This is a genomic window from Aeribacillus sp. JST-2 (assembly GCF_056032925.1).
Genome location: NZ_JBVVUU010000007.1, coordinates 1 through 16,819, shown reverse-complemented (window position 1 = coordinate 16,819; position 16,819 = coordinate 1). Strand labels below are relative to the sequence as shown.

11 protein-coding genes and 1 pseudogene are annotated in these 16,819 nt (G+C 38.8%); 2 read left to right on the top strand and 10 right to left on the bottom strand.

The annotated features are described in order from the left end of the window. From AC0KTX_RS05600 to AC0KTX_RS05575, 6 genes are all read right to left on the bottom strand, one after another. Positions 1-1,151: sugar-binding domain-containing protein (locus tag AC0KTX_RS05600; protein ID WP_474251259.1), on the bottom strand; the 1,151-nt coding region annotated here is incomplete at its 3' end. 27 nt (positions 1,152-1,178) lie between these two features. Further along, positions 1,179-2,003 carry a carbohydrate ABC transporter permease gene (locus AC0KTX_RS05595; RefSeq protein ID WP_474251258.1) on the bottom strand — a complete coding sequence of 275 codons (825 nt, stop codon included), beginning with the start codon at positions 2,001-2,003 and terminating at the stop codon, positions 1,179-1,181. Continuing rightward, on the bottom strand, positions 1,996-2,871 hold the full coding sequence (locus tag AC0KTX_RS05590; protein ID WP_474251257.1) for a carbohydrate ABC transporter permease: 876 nt from the start codon (positions 2,869-2,871) through the stop codon (positions 1,996-1,998). The genes AC0KTX_RS05595 and AC0KTX_RS05590 overlap by 8 nt, the downstream gene beginning before the upstream one ends. 104 nt (positions 2,872-2,975) lie before the next feature. Then, on the bottom strand, positions 2,976-4,268 hold the full coding sequence (locus AC0KTX_RS05585; protein WP_474251256.1) for an ABC transporter substrate-binding protein: 1,293 nt from the start codon (positions 4,266-4,268) through the stop codon (positions 2,976-2,978). Between the two features lie 148 nt (positions 4,269-4,416). Then, a complete protein-coding gene (locus AC0KTX_RS05580) occupies positions 4,417-6,228 on the bottom strand; it encodes a cache domain-containing sensor histidine kinase (protein ID WP_474251255.1) in 1,812 nt (603 codons plus the stop codon). 6 nt (positions 6,229-6,234) lie between these two features. Continuing rightward, a complete protein-coding gene (locus AC0KTX_RS05575; protein WP_474251254.1) occupies positions 6,235-7,797 on the bottom strand; it encodes a response regulator transcription factor in 1,563 nt (520 codons plus the stop codon). A 320-nt stretch (positions 7,798-8,117) separates the two neighbouring features. Between AC0KTX_RS05575 and AC0KTX_RS05570 the strand changes: the two are divergent. Then, positions 8,118-9,942: pseudogene (locus tag AC0KTX_RS05570) on the top strand (APC family permease). A gap of 953 nt (positions 9,943-10,895) precedes the next feature. Here AC0KTX_RS05570 and AC0KTX_RS05565 read toward each other — a convergent pair. The 4 genes from AC0KTX_RS05565 to AC0KTX_RS05550 all read right to left on the bottom strand — a co-directional run bounded on the left by AC0KTX_RS05565 (position 10,896) and on the right by AC0KTX_RS05550 (position 15,759). Further along, positions 10,896-12,338: a glycoside hydrolase family 32 protein gene (locus AC0KTX_RS05565; protein WP_474251253.1), complete on the bottom strand. Its 1,443-nt coding sequence runs from the start codon at positions 12,336-12,338 to the stop codon at positions 10,896-10,898. A 224-nt stretch (positions 12,339-12,562) separates the two neighbouring features. Continuing rightward, on the bottom strand, positions 12,563-13,411 hold the full coding sequence (locus AC0KTX_RS05560) for a carbohydrate ABC transporter permease (protein ID WP_474251252.1): 849 nt from the start codon (positions 13,409-13,411) through the stop codon (positions 12,563-12,565). Positions 13,412-13,425: 14 nt separating this feature from the next. Then, positions 13,426-14,328, bottom strand: coding sequence for a carbohydrate ABC transporter permease (locus AC0KTX_RS05555; RefSeq protein WP_474251251.1), 903 nt, complete (start codon positions 14,326-14,328; stop codon positions 13,426-13,428). A 96-nt stretch (positions 14,329-14,424) separates the two neighbouring features. Continuing rightward, a complete protein-coding gene (locus AC0KTX_RS05550) occupies positions 14,425-15,759 on the bottom strand; it encodes an ABC transporter substrate-binding protein (protein WP_474251250.1) in 1,335 nt (444 codons plus the stop codon). Between the two features lie 280 nt (positions 15,760-16,039). On the opposite strand from AC0KTX_RS05550, the gene AC0KTX_RS05545 reads away from it, so the two are divergent. Then, positions 16,040-16,348: a helix-turn-helix domain-containing protein gene (locus AC0KTX_RS05545; protein ID WP_474251249.1), complete on the top strand. Its 309-nt coding sequence runs from the start codon at positions 16,040-16,042 to the stop codon at positions 16,346-16,348. The last annotated feature ends 471 nt before the right edge of the window (positions 16,349-16,819 follow it).

The window sequence follows — 16,819 nt, the reverse complement described above, 5'->3', positions numbered from 1 at the left end:
TCTTCATAGCCAATGGCTCTTCCTTTGTCTGCAGAAAACTCATGGCGATTCACGCCTTTTAATACAATTCGTTTGCCATTGATTTTCATTAAGCCGTCTTTTATCTCAAACGTGCGGAAGCCGATTTTGCAGCTTTCAAATTCAATGACCCCGCCATGTTCATCTTTCAAACAGAGAACAAGCGTATATAGATGAGGCTTTTCCGCGCTCCATTTCAAAGGATTTTCAACGAAAGCAGAGACCCGGACTTCTTGTTCAGCTGCGCCGTTCATGAAATCGACCGAAACAGGCTTCGTGACAACCAGCTGTCCGTTTTGATCAAACAGCTGCGCCTCGAGCAGCAGGCCTTTCCGTTCTTGACAAAAATAATTGCAAATTTTTGCTTGAACGTTTAAATCAGCATGTTCATAATTGTCATCCAACTTTGTTTGCACAAAGAAATCCCATATGTGAATGTGCGGTGTAGCGTACAAATAAACATCCCGAAAAATGCCGCTTAATCTCCAAAAGTCTTGATCTTCAAGCCAGCTTGCATCGCACCAACGATAAACTTCAACTGCCAGTTTATTCTCTCCATCTGTTAAATAAGGGGTTACATCAAATTCCGCCGGTGTAAAGGAATCTTCGCTGTAACCGACAAACTCCCCGTTCAGCCAAACATAAAAGGCGGATTCCACACCTTGAAAGCTGATAAAAACAGGAAGCCCTTTCCATGATTCCGGCACGGTGAAAGTTGTGATATATTGGCCAACTGGGTTGTATTTTGTTGGAGCAAATGGCGGTTTTATATCCTCTATCTCTTCCCACGGATAACGGATATTCGTATATTGAGGGTAATCATACCCTTGCAGCTGCCAGTGCCCCGGAACTTTTATATCATCCCAATTGCTGCTGTCAAAAGCGATCTTATAAAATTCTTTGTTTCTTTTCTCAGGGTTTTCTGAAAAAGCAAACTTCCACTGCCCGTTTAAAGACTGATAATAATCGGACTCTTCTCTCTTTCCTCTTAATGCCTCTTCCAATGTTTTATAAGGCATAAGCGTTGCGTGCGCTTTCATTCTGTTTAATTGAAAAATTTCCGGGTTGTGGTTCCACTCCGGATACCCGTTTTTTGGCGGAGTATAAACATATTTTTTTAACGGCTTTTCCATGATCATCCCTCATTTCATCATTATTGTTTATTTGATAGATCCCATCATACCGGCAACAAAATGCTTTTGCATAAAGAAAAAAACAAACGCTGTCGGCAATGTTGAAATAACGATCGCCGTCATGATAACACCATAATCAGGCGCATACCCTGCGCCGAGGTTCGAAATAAGGAGCGGAATCGTTTTCTTTTCCGGAGATTGCAAAACAACTAAAGGCCACAAATAATTATTCCAACTGCTCATAAACGTAATAATAGCTGCTGCCGCATATGTTGTTTTCATCGACGGGACGAAAATGCGGAAAAATATTCCCAGCTCACTTAAGCCATCTATTCTGCCGGCCTCGATCAGCTCCTTCTGAAACATCTTTGTATTTTGGCGAAAAAAGAAGATCAAAAAAGCAGTGGTGACCGTCGGCAATATGACTGCAGCCAGCGTGTCAATTCCAATAAAAGGGAAAGTCTGCGTAATCCTCCCGAACATCCGATACAACGGAACCATCAGTGCAGCAAAAGGAATCATCATGGATAACAACAAAATGTTAAAGACAATATCTTTCCCTTTGCTTTTGTAAATTTCAAAACCGTAACCTGCCAATGATGCAATCAATAGAGCCGCTACTGTCGTCACAATGGCGATGATGGCTGAATTGATGAACGCCGGAACAAGATCTACCGTTGTAAATAAAGATTGAATGTTTTGCAGCAAATAACCGCCGGGAAGGATACGCCCTTTGGTAACATCAACCGATTTATTTGTCATGCTTACAATCATCCAAAGAAACGGAAAAATGGACACAAATGCTGCCATACTTAAAAAAGCATATATTAATATTGTTTTCAACTTAAACATTGCGATCACCTGCCGCTTTAAACTGAATAATGGAAAGAATGATAATAAGGATGACAATAACATAGGAAACGGTTGCCGCATATCCAAAATCCGGCGTGTATTCAAATGAGAGATTATAAATATATTGAGAGATTGAGATTGTCGCATTGCCCGGACCGCCCTTTGTAATATTCATAATCTCATCAAAAATTTGTAATGTTCCGATAGTTGAGGTTATCGATGTAAATAAAATGATCGGCTTTAACAACGGAACCGTGATTTTAAAAAATTGCTGAAAAGGTGAAGCTCCATCCATTTTAGCCGCTTCATAGATGGACTGGTCGACATGCTGCAGGGCTGATAAATAAAAAATCATATTGTAGCCCGTCCACCGCCACGTAATGGCGATAATAATGGTGATCTTTGCCCAAAAAGGGTCAGTAAGCCAATCAATAGCTTCCGGAATGATCGACAGTTTCATGAGCACTATATTAACGAGACCATCTTCCGCAAATAAATATTTAAAAATGACCGAATACGCAACAAGAGAAGTGACGCATGGCAAAAAGATAGCCGTTCGAAAAAATCCTTTCCATTTCAATGTTTTGTCATTTAACAAGACAGCGATAAACAAAGCCAGCACGATCATGATAGGCACTTGAACGATTAAATAGATAAACGTGTTGGTAACGGCTGCAATAAAGGTTGGATCCATAAATAATCTTTTGTAATTGTCCAGACCTGCAAAATGCAGATTTGCTCCGGGTCCGGACTGGAATGACAACAGTAATGCCTGAAGCATTGGATAGAAGTAAAACAGGCAAATCAAAACTACTGATGCAATGACAAACAACCATCCAATGGCATTTTTTTTCAGTCTGACACTCACGGTTTCTCACTCCTTGACTCCGCTTAAAGAATAAAACCAAGGGCAAGGTTTCCTGCCAAACAATGTCAGGCAGCTGCCCAAGGCTTTTAATTAAGAAAATGAAATTAATGAAGTTGTGCTTCCGCTTGTTTTTGCGCATCATTCAGAACATCGTCAATATCTTTGCCGTTCAAATAATTTTGCATTTCAGCGACAAGAATATCTTCAATCGCATACGTGTGCATTCCATAGTTCACACCTTTTATTTCTTTCATCCACTTTGAAAAATCCGATACAATCGATTGTCCGCCAAAGAATTCATCTTTGCTTTCATAAGCTTTTCCTTCTGCAGCGGGTTTATAAGTGCCTAAAGCTCCAACGTCCGTGACTAATCTTTGATAGAAATCAACATTCGAGCCGAATGTTTTGGCAAGGAATTCCGCCGCTTTTTCTTTCCCCGGGATATTTAATACATAAAATGAACTTCCGCCCAGATTGGAAGCATTGACAGCCCCATCCACTTTCAATTTTGGAATGGGCACAACCCTCCATTGACCCGATTGGGATTTTTCAGCTTTTACACTTGGCGTAATCCAGTTTCCGGTCGGAACCGTTGCCACATCGCCGCTGTTAAAGGCGCCGACAAATTGGCTCCAGTCGGATGTGATTTTCGCTATATTCGCGTCCATCATTTCTTTATATACTTGAAAAGCTTCTTTCAAAGCTTCATTTCCCGCAATATTAGGCGTTGTTCCATCTTCTTTTAAATACCATGATCCGGCTGTTTGAATCATCATTCGGATCGTTCCGAGATCATTCGGGTCAAGGGTAAGCATATCTTTTCCGGTTTTTTCTTTCACATCCTTGCCGATTTCAATGAACCGATGCCAATCGATATTAGTTAAATCTTCCGGTGTATAACCGGCTTTTTCTAAATAATCTGTTCTGACGTACAAACCCGTAACACCGGTATCAAACGGCAATCCATATTGTTTTCCGTTGACGCTAGTTGTTGCGACTTTGTATTCTGCAAAATCATCCGGATTGATGTAATCAGATAATTCATAAAAGGCATCGGGATACGCTTGCAAAAAGCTTTGCGCCCGATAATCTTCAATCAGGACAATATTCGGCATCCCTTTCGTTGTACCGGAACTTAAACCGGTGTTCAATTTTTGAACGATATCCGCCTGGGCATTTTCAATAATCTCAAGGTTGAAATCTTTATGATCTTTTTGATAAAACTCTTCAGCAATTTTTAATGCGGCTATATTAAATTTTGGATCCCACGCCCATACCGTAATGGCGTCCCCGTTTCCTTTGCCGCTTCCTGCATCGCCCTCGTTTCCTTCAGAACTTGATGAACAAGCTGACAGCAAGAAAACCGCAAACACCATCAAATAAAAAACTTTTTTCAAATGAATAACCCCCTTCACTTATGTAAGCGTTTTCCTCGTACTCAAAATCATATCAGCTCAAAACAGAAGACCGTTAGAATGATCTTTAGAAGATAATTGGAAAAAATTTTGTTTTTAACATCGAAAGGGGGGCTGAATTTGTAATTTTTTAAGTTTTTTGCAGATTTTTTATATCACAAATCTGTTCGTCTTCTATAATAGGCAAAGAGATTTTAATTTTTGTTCCCTCTCCCAACCGGCTTGATGTTTCAACTCCGTAATCTTTTCCGTATAACAATTGAATGCGCTCATGCACATTGCGCACGCCGATTCCGCTGAAAAGCTGGCCTTTTCTTTTCGGCATGTTTGGCCAATCGGCTCTTTCCTTTAGCGCCATCCCGTCGCCATTGTCGATCACTTCGCAAATGAGCTTGCCTTCTCTGCGGGCGATCAGAATTTGAATATAGCCTTCCTTTTTTTTATGAAAAGCATGAAAAAAGGCATTCTCGATAAAAGGTTGGATAATCAATTTCGGCACATGACATGTTAAGCTGTCCGGCGAAACAAAATAATTGACTTTTATTCGATCCCCATATCTGGCTTGATTGATGAGCACATAACTTTTCAAGTGATTCAGCTCTTGTTCCACCGTGATCGTTTCACTGATGTTTCCAATGGAATTTTGCAGTAACGTAATCAGCGCATGAATGGTATTTGCGGCTTTTTCTTTATCCCCTTGCTGAACCATAAACTTGACGGAAGTTAAAGTATTATATAAAAAGTGCGGATTGATCTGCCGTTGGAGCGCTTCTAATTCAGCCTTCCGCTGCTTTTTTTGTGTACTTATCAGCTGATCAACATATTCATGCAACTCATCGAGCATGCGATTAAAAGCGATCGCCAACTTTCTTGTTTCATCTCCTCCGCTGACTGTGACATACTGCTTAAAATGATTTTTTGCCATATTGGAAATTTCCTGTACAAGTTTTCTAAATGAATTGGTCATCCTTCTTGTAAGGATAAATACAACGATTAAAGCTGCGGCGACAATCACCAGAATGATTACGGCAATTTCCTTTTGATCTATTAAACGATCAGCCATCAGTTCTTTATCAATCATGTTGACTAAATGCATATCGAAAGCCGGCATATATTGTGCCAAAACAATATAATCTTTCCCAAATAATTCAACGTTTTGAAAGCGAACGTTGCTTTTCTCCATTTCCTTTGTATATTGAAGCAGTTGCGGCGATTTTTTCCCAATCATTTTTTCTTGATTGCTGGATACAATGAAACCTGACGAATCCAAAACCATGACATCATTGCCGTTGCCGGTATAATTTTTGTAAAACTGCCGGAATGTACGCTCACCTACTGAAATATACAAAATGCCGTAAATTTTGCCCGCATTTTTGTCGTAAAGCGCTTTAGACGCAACAATGGCCGGTTCAGCATCCGCAGGATGATCCGCGCTAGCGTTATAAAAATGATACCGCAATCTTTTCGGGTCTTTCATCGTTTGCCGTGTTATCGGATGTTTTTGCAGTTCGTCCATTGAAATGCTCCAATTGTTATAGTCCATGCTAAACAACCGGCCATTCATTCCTGCGATCATCATATTCGCCTCATATGGGGAAACAGAAGAATAATTTTGTTTTAGCTGCTCTTTCATATTGTAAGTCGTCCTCGCCATATCCAGCGAGTTCGCATCCTCTCTTTTCAGCATTCTTTTAATTGATCCGCTTTGTTGAATATGATTAGCCACATTAGCGACGGAGTAGCTAAATGAATCAAAGCTCGTTTTTATTTGACCCATTACTTTATTATTCGTAATGCTAAACGTTTCCATGAAAAGACGTTCCGACATGCCGATTATGCTCCAGGCAATTAAAATTGAAACGGATACGATACTGACGACCATCACAACAAAGATTTTCATAAAAAGACTGTTATTCAAATATTCAAATATTTTTCCTGCCATTTTTGATCATTCCCCGGATGAATATTTTCTGCGGTAAATGCTGGGTGACATGCCGGTTATTTTTTTAAAAACCTTGCAAAAATAGCTATGATCTGAGTAGCCGACCATTGCACTGATATCGGAAATTGAAATTTTGCTCAACGTTAATAATTCCATTGACTTTTTAATTCTTACCCTGTTCAAATATTCGCTAAATCCTTCTTTATGATGGGTTTTAAAATAGGCGGACAAATAAGTCGGGTTAAAATGGAAATGCTTTGCCATCTCCGTCAAAGTTAGCGGATCCGCATAATGTTCTTCTATATAATCCAACAGCAGCTGTATATTGGACTGGCTTTTTGGATGTCCGCTTGAAAAGACCGCCTTCTTCACCTTGTCCAAGAATTCGTTTACAAAACCGATCGCTTCTTTCACTTCCTTTGCTTCATTAATTTCGGAAAAGTAGCGGTATTTTTCTTTTTCCAAGTCTTGATTGTTATATTTCATATTCTCTAACAGAACGGTTATATTAAAAACTATATTGCCAAGAAACGATTTGAATTCAAAAACGTCTTTCGTATATTGGCGAGACAAATAGTCTACGTATTCCAATAAATATTGAAAAGCCTCTTCAAATTGTTTATGCTGAAACATTTTTAAAAAATGGTTTAAATCAAACACTTTCTTTTCTTTTGGTAATGGAGGAAGTGCATCACAAATGACAACCTCCATTTCAGGCAGGTAAAACAAATATTGCTTCATGTTCCATAAATTTTCCTCATAAAATTTTTTTATCTCTTTAATCGCCGTGAACGGTTTACTTAAAAACCATTTTATATTTGGAAACAAAGCAGCCGTCGATCTGCTCAATTCATTCAATTGTTTCTTTACAACAGGCAAATGGGCAACATCAACATTCAATAAAAAAGTGATGCTTGCTTCTTCCGCTTTTATTGGAAGGCAGCAGACGTCTTGGAAGTATTTTGGCAGCATTGCACAAATCTCTTCTTTTAAAACAGATGGCTTCATTTTGAATTTCTCCGGCAGCAGCAAGGAAAGAAAACAGTATTGCTCTTTCGGCAAAACATCGGTTATGAGATTTTCATGATAATCTCCGCCATCATATCCGGATAACAACTTTTCAATAATTTGCTCTATGGAGAGGTGTTTGTTACTGTTAGGTTTGACACTGCGAAAGTTCGGAATCTTATGAGCCGCCTTACGCAAAACATTCAAGAGCTCTTGACAATCCATTTTCGGCTTTAAAATATAATCGGCAGCTCCGTTTTGAAAAGAAGAGCGCACATAGTCAAAATCTCCAAAGCTGCTTAATATAATCACCTCCATTTCGGGGTAATTTTTTTTCACGATTTTTGTCAATTGCTCCCCATCCATTAAAGGCATGACCATATCCGTAATTAAAATATGGGGATTGAACTCTTCGATCATGTTCAGAGCCTCTTGTCCGTTAGAAGCCTCGCCGACAATTTGAAAACCTTCTTTTTCCCAATCAATATAATATTTGATCCCTTGTCTTATCAGAACCTCATCATCCACAATCAGCACCCTGCACGGTTCAAAATCGGACATGGAGTTCTCCCTCCCACTATTAAAATTTGCGGATTCGATCATAATCCCTCATCATTTCGTTCTGAAAACCTTCTGCCAACCTTAAAAATTTCTTTATAGAAATGAAAACACCTCTCGTTCGGTATAGTAGATTTGAGAAAATCACCATGACTATCAAAAAAGAGGCGTTTTCCACTATGATAACGAATGATGGCGCAAGCGAGCAACCGGCAAAAAAATTCGGTAAAAAAGCGAAATTTACACAATATTTTTGGATTTGACTTTATTTCTTGAGTAACATAATAATATTGTTATAAATTACGCACATTGGTGGTGTAAATATGTTTTCATCGTTAAAACGATTCTTAATCGGCAGGCCGTTGAAATCAACCGAACTGGGAGAGCAAAAACTGAGCAAGCTGAAAGCATTAGCTATTTTATCTTCCGATGCTCTATCCTCGGTTGCATACGGAACGGAACAAATTTTGCTTGTTCTCGCCACGATCGGAGCTATTGCCTTTTGGTACTCCATTCCTATTGCGGCAGGAGTTCTTATTTTATTGGTGGCGCTGATTTTGTCATACCGTCAAATCATTTACTCTTATCCGCAAGGTGGCGGGGCTTACGTCGTTTCCAAAACGAATTTGGGCATCAACCCGGGTCTTCGTGGCCGGAGGCTCTTTGCTGGTCGACTATATTTTAACTGTGGCAGTGAGCGTTTCCGCAGGAACGGATGCCATTACATCCGCCTTTCCTGTTTTACATAAATACACTGTAGGAATTGCCATTACACTTGTCGTGTTAATCACGATCCTGAACCTTAGAGGTGTGACCGAGTCCGCTTCCGTCTTGGCTTATCCCGTTTATTTATTTGTGCTGGCACTCGCAATTCTCATTATTGCCGGAGCTTTTCAAATTTTAAACGGACAAGTTCCGGCATCCCTGCATACACCAATTGGCACTGCGGTACCCGGAATTACCTTATTTTTGCTGCTGCGGGCTTTTGCCTCCGGCTGCTCTGCGTTGACAGGGGTAGAAGCGATTTCAAATGCCATACCAAATTTTAAAGAGCCGTCAGCCAAAAATGCGGCCAAAACATTGGTGATGATGGGTTTTATTCTTGCATTTCTATTTGTAGGAGTCACATTTTTGGCGTATTGGTATGGAATTGCTCCAAAAGCAGAAGAGACGGTTGTTTCCCAACTCGCTTCCGAAGTGTTTAGAAGGAATTTTATGTATTATTTTATCCAAGGAACAACCGCCCTTATTTTAGTGTTGGCGGCCAATACGGGTTTTTCCGCATTTCCCATGCTCGCTTATAATCTGGCATCCGATAAATACATGCCAAGAATGTATTTGATTCGCGGCGACCGCTTAGTATATTCAAACGGAATCATCACGCTCGGCATTGCTTCGATTTTGCTCATTATCGCTTTTAAAGGACAGACGGAACAGTTAATTCCTTTGTATGCCGTCGGCGTTTTCATTCCTTTTACTTTGTCGCAAACAGGGATGATCGTCAAATGGCTGCGTGAAAAACCGGCGGGATGGGTGCCGAAGCTGCTTGCGAACTTTCTGGGCGCTGCGATTACATTTACCGTGCTTTGCATTTTCTTTATTACAAAATTTACGCAAGTATGGGCAGTGCTTATATTCCTGCCATTAATCGTATTTATTTTTCACCAAATCCACAGGCACTATGATGCCGTGGCAGAACAGCTGCGGGTCAATCCAAATGAGACGTTAGACAAAATAGAAGGAAATGTCGTGATTGTACCTGTTGCGGGAATCACAAAGGTAGTCGAGCATTCCTTAAATTACGCCCAATCGATTGGTGATTATATTGTGGCGGTATATGTGGCCTTTGACCGGGAAAGCGCGCATCGAATGGAAGAGAAATGGGAGAAATGGAGACCAGATATCCGCCTTGTGACACTCATTTCATCTTATCGTGATCTGATTACTCCTATTTCCAAGCTGGTGGATACGATCGAAGGCAAGGCGGAGGAAAGAAACAGCACCGTAACAGTTCTGATTCCCCAATTCATACCGAAAAAAAGCTGGCACAACTTTTTGCACAACCAATCCAGCGTTTTGCTGAGGCTGTATCTTCTTTACAAGAAAAACGTGATCGTCTCAACCGTTCCTTACCGGCTTCATAAGTAGAAAAAACGGCTGCCCTTCATGAATTGAATTTTTATGCGGAGATGGACAAGGGCAGCCCCGTTTTGATGCATGAAAACATCAAGCGGGAGAACAAGACTGCAGGAACGGAAAATGCCGTATTGCCCACTCAATGAAAGTGGGTCATAGCGGTGTCCAACCGGGATATCAGTCATTTAACCGCCGTTATCGCAAGCAGCAGATGGACGTGCCAAAGTTTTATTCCAACAATTGCAACCGAGAAGTGCTGCATTCGTTGAACTTCCATTGAGTATAAAGAGTGTCCTTCACCCGAATCGTTAGGAGCATCGCCGAACGGTTATCGGTAATTCCTTTAAATTGCGCTGACAGCTTTGCGGAACAGATAAAGCGTACTGTTATCGGCAATCGAAACATTGTTAAATAAAAACCTGAGATCCCTTTTATAAACCAGTCATTTCTGTAATTGATCGTTCATTGGATTTGACCCACCATGCCCTTATTTTTCTTTCATAGATGTTCCCTTCCTGCAAAATAACGGATATTTACCCTAACCGCTGACAATCCTTAATCAAACGTTTAATTAAGAAAAATCGGGTGTAAAAAGAAGCCCGGTTTATTTTTGGTTGTAGGAAAAAATTGCAGTATTCCGAGGTTCCAGAAACCCGAAAAGCCATAAACGGCTCCATTCGAGTGTTTATGGCTTTTAGTTTCTTGTAGAGCAGCAATTTGTGATTGTTTTGCGGCATTTACCGCCCCATAAAAACTTGCTGAAAAGGACAACGATACTGTTTTGGGGGAAGCGGCAATGAAAGCGATCCGATCAATGCCCGAATGACTTAACCGGCTGCCCCTTTTGTTAAAATTTGTTCTGCCAATTGCTTGTCAGTTTCAGGTTAAATCATAAACAAGTTAGATTGCTGAGAATGCAGGGTTAGCAGCCGCAATGATTCTGCATAGATGAATTTTTAAGCAAATTACGGGCAAGTTCGGTCAGCATGGTCACTCCATATTGATTTAATGCGATGTGCTGTTAAATTTAAAACGACTTCCCCATCAATGGATCTCCATTCTACTTTGTGGGTTCGGTCATTCGGAAAAAATATTTCGGTCATGACGCTGCTTCCATTATTGACAAACAATTCGATCGACGTTTGATCCATGATGATGGTAAAGTTTGAAATTCCCTCCACTTTCATTTTGTCGATGCTGGAAAAGTGTTTTGAAAAGGATACTTGTCCACTTTTGCTGCGATCTACTGCAACCTCTTGTTTTTTTGCATCAAATATAATGTCGAGCCGGTCGGAGCTGCCTTTAATACTCATTATGAAAGTAGAAGATGTATTTTTTTCTATATTTCCGATCATACATGTTTGCAAACTACTGAGACAGACTTCGTTTCTTTCGCCGTGCTTAAGAGTTAACGTCTCATTCATTAAAAATGTTTCACTATATAAAGAAGAAATATCAATCGGCTTCTGAATCAGTCTCAGGCGGCCATTTTCATTCCGCAAACTTAATGTTCTCGGGATAGACATGAAACCTCTAAAAGGGTCTGTCGGCACTTCATTGCCATATAGCCAATTGCTCATCCATCCAATCAAAATCGGATTTTCAATATTATTCCATGTAACAGCCGCATAAAAATCCCGGCCGAAGTCAACCCAATTTACATCCGTTTTCTTGTTGTCACAATAAAATGTTTTCCCATCAAAATCGCCGACAAAATACTGGACGGCTGAGCCGCCGTTTGGCCCGCCGGGATTGATGCTGACAAGCAGCACCCACTTTTGATAGTCTTCATTCTCTACTTGAATTTGAATTAAATCAGGGCACTCCCAAACCCCTTCATGTGAACCGTAATCTTGGCCAAAAGAAGATAAAAACGTCCAGTCAATAAGATTCGGCGAACCAAAAAACCGAATATGATCGCCGCATGCAACCGACATAATCCATTGATTGGTATCTTCATGCCAAAAAACTTTCGGATCGCGAAAATCCTTCAGCCCCGGATTTTGAATAACCGGGTTGCCGGTGTATTTGCACCACGTTCTTCCCCTGTCGTTTGAATACGCAATACTTTGTTTTTCATGATCGTCGCCATGATGGGTAAAAATAGCAACCATCACATCTTCTTCTCCTGCTTTGAAACCGCTTGTATTCTTTTTATCAACGACGACACTTCCGGAAAAAATTTGTCCTAATTCATCCGGATAAAGCGCTATCGGCAATTCAACCCAACTGACCAAATCCTTGCTTACCGCATGCCCCCAATGCATAGGCCCCCATACCATGCTATGGGGATGATATTGAAAAAATAAATGATATTCCCCTTTGTAATAAACCAACCCATTCGGATCATTCATCCAATTTTCTTTTGGACTAAAATGAAATTGCGGTCGATATTTTTCATGATACATAGCCACACCCCGCTCTTTTTTTCTTTTAACAGCATGCAAACGTATCTTCTTCATTCTAACAAGTTTCCGTGAAAACGCACTATCTTTTCCCTATAAATCTTGCAGTCGATAATCCTCCATTGTGTTGCCCAAACAATGCTTCGTCCTTCACATTCATAAATCCGGAGATTATATTTAGCTTTATTGTACAGGTGATAGCCTTAGAACGTCATTCGCAGGGAATTTTACCCTTTAATCGCGCTCGAAGTAATACCTTGAACATAATACTTTTGGAAAAACAGAAAAATTACAATAACAGGAATCGTGGTTAGAGTTAACGCCGCCATAATTTGACCATATTCAATATTATGATCCGTAAAGAGATATTGAATCCCGACTTGTACTGTTCGAATTGACTCATCTGTTGTCGCTATCAGAGGCCACATAAAATCACTCCAATGAGTGACAAAAGTTAATATGGCAGCTGTTGCAAAAACAGGCTTGGAATTCGGCACGACTATTCTCCAAAACGTTTGCCATGGCGAAGAACCATCGAGCTGGGCGGCCTCTTCCAATTCGTTAGGGATTCCCATAAAAAACTGTCTAAATAAAAAAATATTGAAAGAATCCACAATAAACGGAACAATTAGAGCTGGGTATTCATTGATCCATCCAAAATGATTTACAATAATATATAAAGGTATTAAAACACTTTCAAACGGAACGACATATAAAGCAATAATAATAAGCAATAGATAATTGCTGCCCGGAAACTTTAATTTTGCGAGTGCATATCCGCAAATCGAGTTTACAACCGTGCCCATTAAAACAATCACGCCTACAGTAAGCAAGCTATTCCACATATAATGGAAAAAATTTATGTCTTCTGTAAATAATATTTTAAGATAATTGTCAAATGTAATTTCTTTTGGGATAAAAGAAACAAGCCCTCCCATCTCTTTAAAAATTAATGTTTCCGGCTTGACCGAAGCTACCACCATCCACAGAAGCGGCGATATAAACAAAATACCTAATACGAGAATAAAAACTGTTATCATCATATTGGACAATTTTTTTCTCGTAATGTTTTTCATATTTTCTCCACCCCCTACTGTTTTAAAAGTTTTTTCATTAAAAATGATGTCATGATGACAATTAAGAAAAAGACTACTGATATTGCGGAAGAATACCCTACATCTCTAAATTGAAATCCGTTTTCATAGAGCATAAAAACGAGTGTTTTGGTTGAATCACTCGGGCCACCGTTTGTCATAACATAAGGCTGTATAAAAAGCCTAAATGCTTGAATGGTTGTAATGATAAGAACAAACCCAGTTACGTTTGCAATACCCGGAAGAGTAACATTTCTAAATTTTTGCCAAGCGTTTGCTCCGTCAATTTCTGCAGCTTCATATAAAATTTCAGGTACATCTTGTAAACCTGCTAGAAATATCATCATTTGGAACCCTGATGCCTGCCAAACGGACATAAATATAATAGAATCCATTGCTTGATTTTCACTTAACAAAAATGGCTGATCTTCAATACCAAAAAAATTCAATATGCTATTAATGAATCCATCATTTGCGTTATATAAAAATGTCCACAAAATTGCGACAACAACCATTGAAGTTATAACCGGGCTGAAGAAAAATACACGCCCAATCGGTGCAACTTTAACCTTTTTATTGATAAGAAGCGCTAGAAAGAGAGCTACAGCCGATTGAAGCGGAACCACAATTACTGTAAAATATAAAGTGTTTTTAAGTGATTTTAAAAAAAGCTCATCTTGGAATAATCTAATATAATTATTTAACCCTATGAAATATTTCCCATCAGGATTTAACATAGTATAGTCCATAAAACTATAGATGAATGCTAAAATAACCGGTAATATTAAAAAAGTAAACAGCAAGATCATTGCCGGCAATGTAAATAGTATACCCAGCAAACTCTGTTGCTGCTTATATTTCATTTGGCTTTTTTGCTTTGCTATAAACGACATGGCCATTCCGTTCACCGCCCTATCTTACTTTCTTTAAATTAACTTCACACATATAAACAACATATAGAACTATTTCTAGTTCTATATGTTGCAGTACTTATGTTATTGTTTTTTACGTGCAATTTCTTTATCAACTTCTTTGGCAACCTTATCTAATTCTTTTTTGACATCAGCGCCTAAAAATATATTTTGCACCGCTTGTCCATATTTTGTTGAAAGTACAGGATACGCTGTTGTCGAAGGCCTTGGATGAGCTGTATGCAATACTTGGTCTTTTAGTATATTTAGCGGGTATTCGTTCCATTCGGTCATTTCTGCAAAAGCTGATTTTGTTGCTGGCGGTTTATTTGCCACTCTTGCAACTTTTATGACATTATCTTTTTCCATCATATAGTTTAAAAGAATTGCAGCTTCTTCTTTATGCTTTGTATCTTTGGAAATTCCCCAGTTCCAATCTCCTGACGGTGACACTTGTTTGCCTTTTGGACTTCTTGGATAATAAGTAATTCCCCATTCGGTTTCAGGGTAATCTTGCAATTTTGCCCATTGCCAGGATCCCATCAATTTCATCGCTGCTTTTCCATCTTCAAATTCGGTTGGCGTCGGTTGTAAATTTACTAATCCTTCCTTAGTAAACTTTTGGAAAAATTCTAATGCTTCAACCGTTTCAGGACTGTTAATATATCCGTCTGCTTTTGAACCGTCTTCCGCAATAAAGGATCCGCCGTTACTCCATACTGCAGGTCCAGTAAAATAAATAATCCATTCTCCATAATCAAGCGTCCAGTTTACACCATAAATCCCTTTTTCTTTATTCGTTAGTTTTTTGGCTGCTTCGTAAAATTCATCCCAGGTCCACGCTTCTTCTAATGTATCTGGGGGAGTAATGCCAGCATCTTTTAACATTTTCACATTATAAAACAGTGCAACCGTTGATTCTGTTAATCCAACAGTATAAAGTTTTCCATCGAAAGTTCCTTGCTTTATTATCGAATCGACAATATCATTTTCATTTTCAATTAAACCGTCTATCGGTTGAATAATTCCCGCATCTGCATAGTTTGCTACATTCGGTCCATCAAGTGCAAGCAAATCAGGAAGTGTATTACTTGTAGCGGCAGCCGAGACTTTATCTTCATATGCATATTTATTTCCACGCGGTATGAAAGTAATTTCAGCTTCTATTTTTCCATCATATTTTTCATTAAAGCTTTTCACGATTTCTTTATATGCTTTTGACTCATCACCTTCTGGATACCACATCGTTAATTTTACTTCGCCGCCATCTGAACTCGCGTCTTTACTGTTGCTTGAACAGCCAGATAATATACCAACAAGGAAAATGAAAGATACAATCATTATGAACATATTATTCCTCATGACATTACCCCCTATCAGGATTTTTCTTTTATCCCTCTGAATAGTTAGCGCTTTCAATTAACTTAAAAAAACCTGTTATGATGATATAGATAAAAAAGACTATTTTTTTGATTTAGAGAAAGATACGCCGACACTTTCAGCTGTTCAAATTACAAACAATTGGATTCTTTTATTAATAACAAGCTAATCCCTCCAATCACTAAAAATTTTCTACAGGTTCTATTATATAGTTATATACTATAATGTCAATTATTTTATAGTTATTTACGATATAAAAAGCTGTGTTTGCCCATTTTTTCCAAACTTTCTCATAATATAATATAGTTAGGTGATATTTGTGAAAATTGGAGAACGAATTCGCAATTTGCGAGAAGCGAAAAACTTAAAAGTGACAGAGCTTGCTAAAAAAGCATACATTTCACAACCTTACTTATCAGACATTGAAAAAGGCCGAACAATGCCTTCAATCGATAAATTAAAAACAATTTGTGATGCATTGGAAATATCGCTAAGCGAATTCTTTGGCGAACTGTCTGAATTGCCGCCTGACTTGATCAAACTGATTGAAAATACAAAAAAACTGACGGAAGAAGAACGAAAAACACTTGGAGCATTTGTTGAAGCGATCGTAAAAGAGAGGGAATAAATTTTGAAGTTAAGTTTTCGAATTGAAGGAATAAAATATACTGTAAAAATAAAAAAATGATCTATGGAAAAATATAAAAAACGGAGAGCACATTTTTTAATGCTCCCCGTTATTATAAAATCATTCCATCACCAAATAGCGGTCATAATCTTAAAGCCGTATTGAAAAAGGTGCAAACTCATAATAAATTCTATCGTTTTGCCGATCATGGTGCAAAGAAATGAAAATCAATAAAAATGTATTACGTCTTGACAGATCTCTATTTTTCATGAATGAATGAATACTTTGGGACATTGATTAAAATGCATACGATGAAAGTTGTTCTTTCAGCCGAGCTGGAGCTGGGAGTTCGACTTCCCTAATAGATTTGTGAAAAACCTGTTAGTTATCTATCTAACTGTAGTTGAGCAATTTTCATTACAATAATTACCATGTAAAAAGAGACAAACGGAGTACCCCTTATGCCACATG

Excerpts from the sequence above, each read along its gene's own strand:
- AC0KTX_RS05595 (WP_474251258.1), bottom strand. The coding sequence starts at position 2,003 with ATGTTTAAGTTGAAAACAATATTAATATATGCTTTTTTAAGTATGGCA.
- AC0KTX_RS05580 (WP_474251255.1), bottom strand. The coding sequence starts at position 6,228 with ATGGCAGGAAAAATATTTGAATATTTGAATAACAGTCTTTTTATGAAA.
- AC0KTX_RS05575 (WP_474251254.1), bottom strand. The coding sequence starts at position 7,797 with ATGTCCGATTTTGAACCGTGCAGGGTGCTGATTGTGGATGATGAGGTT.
- AC0KTX_RS05565 (WP_474251253.1), bottom strand. The coding sequence starts at position 12,338 with ATGTATCATGAAAAATATCGACCGCAATTTCATTTTAGTCCAAAAGAA.
- AC0KTX_RS05560 (WP_474251252.1), bottom strand. The coding sequence starts at position 13,411 with ATGAAAAACATTACGAGAAAAAAATTGTCCAATATGATGATAACAGTT.
- AC0KTX_RS05555 (WP_474251251.1), bottom strand. The coding sequence starts at position 14,328 with ATGGCCATGTCGTTTATAGCAAAGCAAAAAAGCCAAATGAAATATAAG.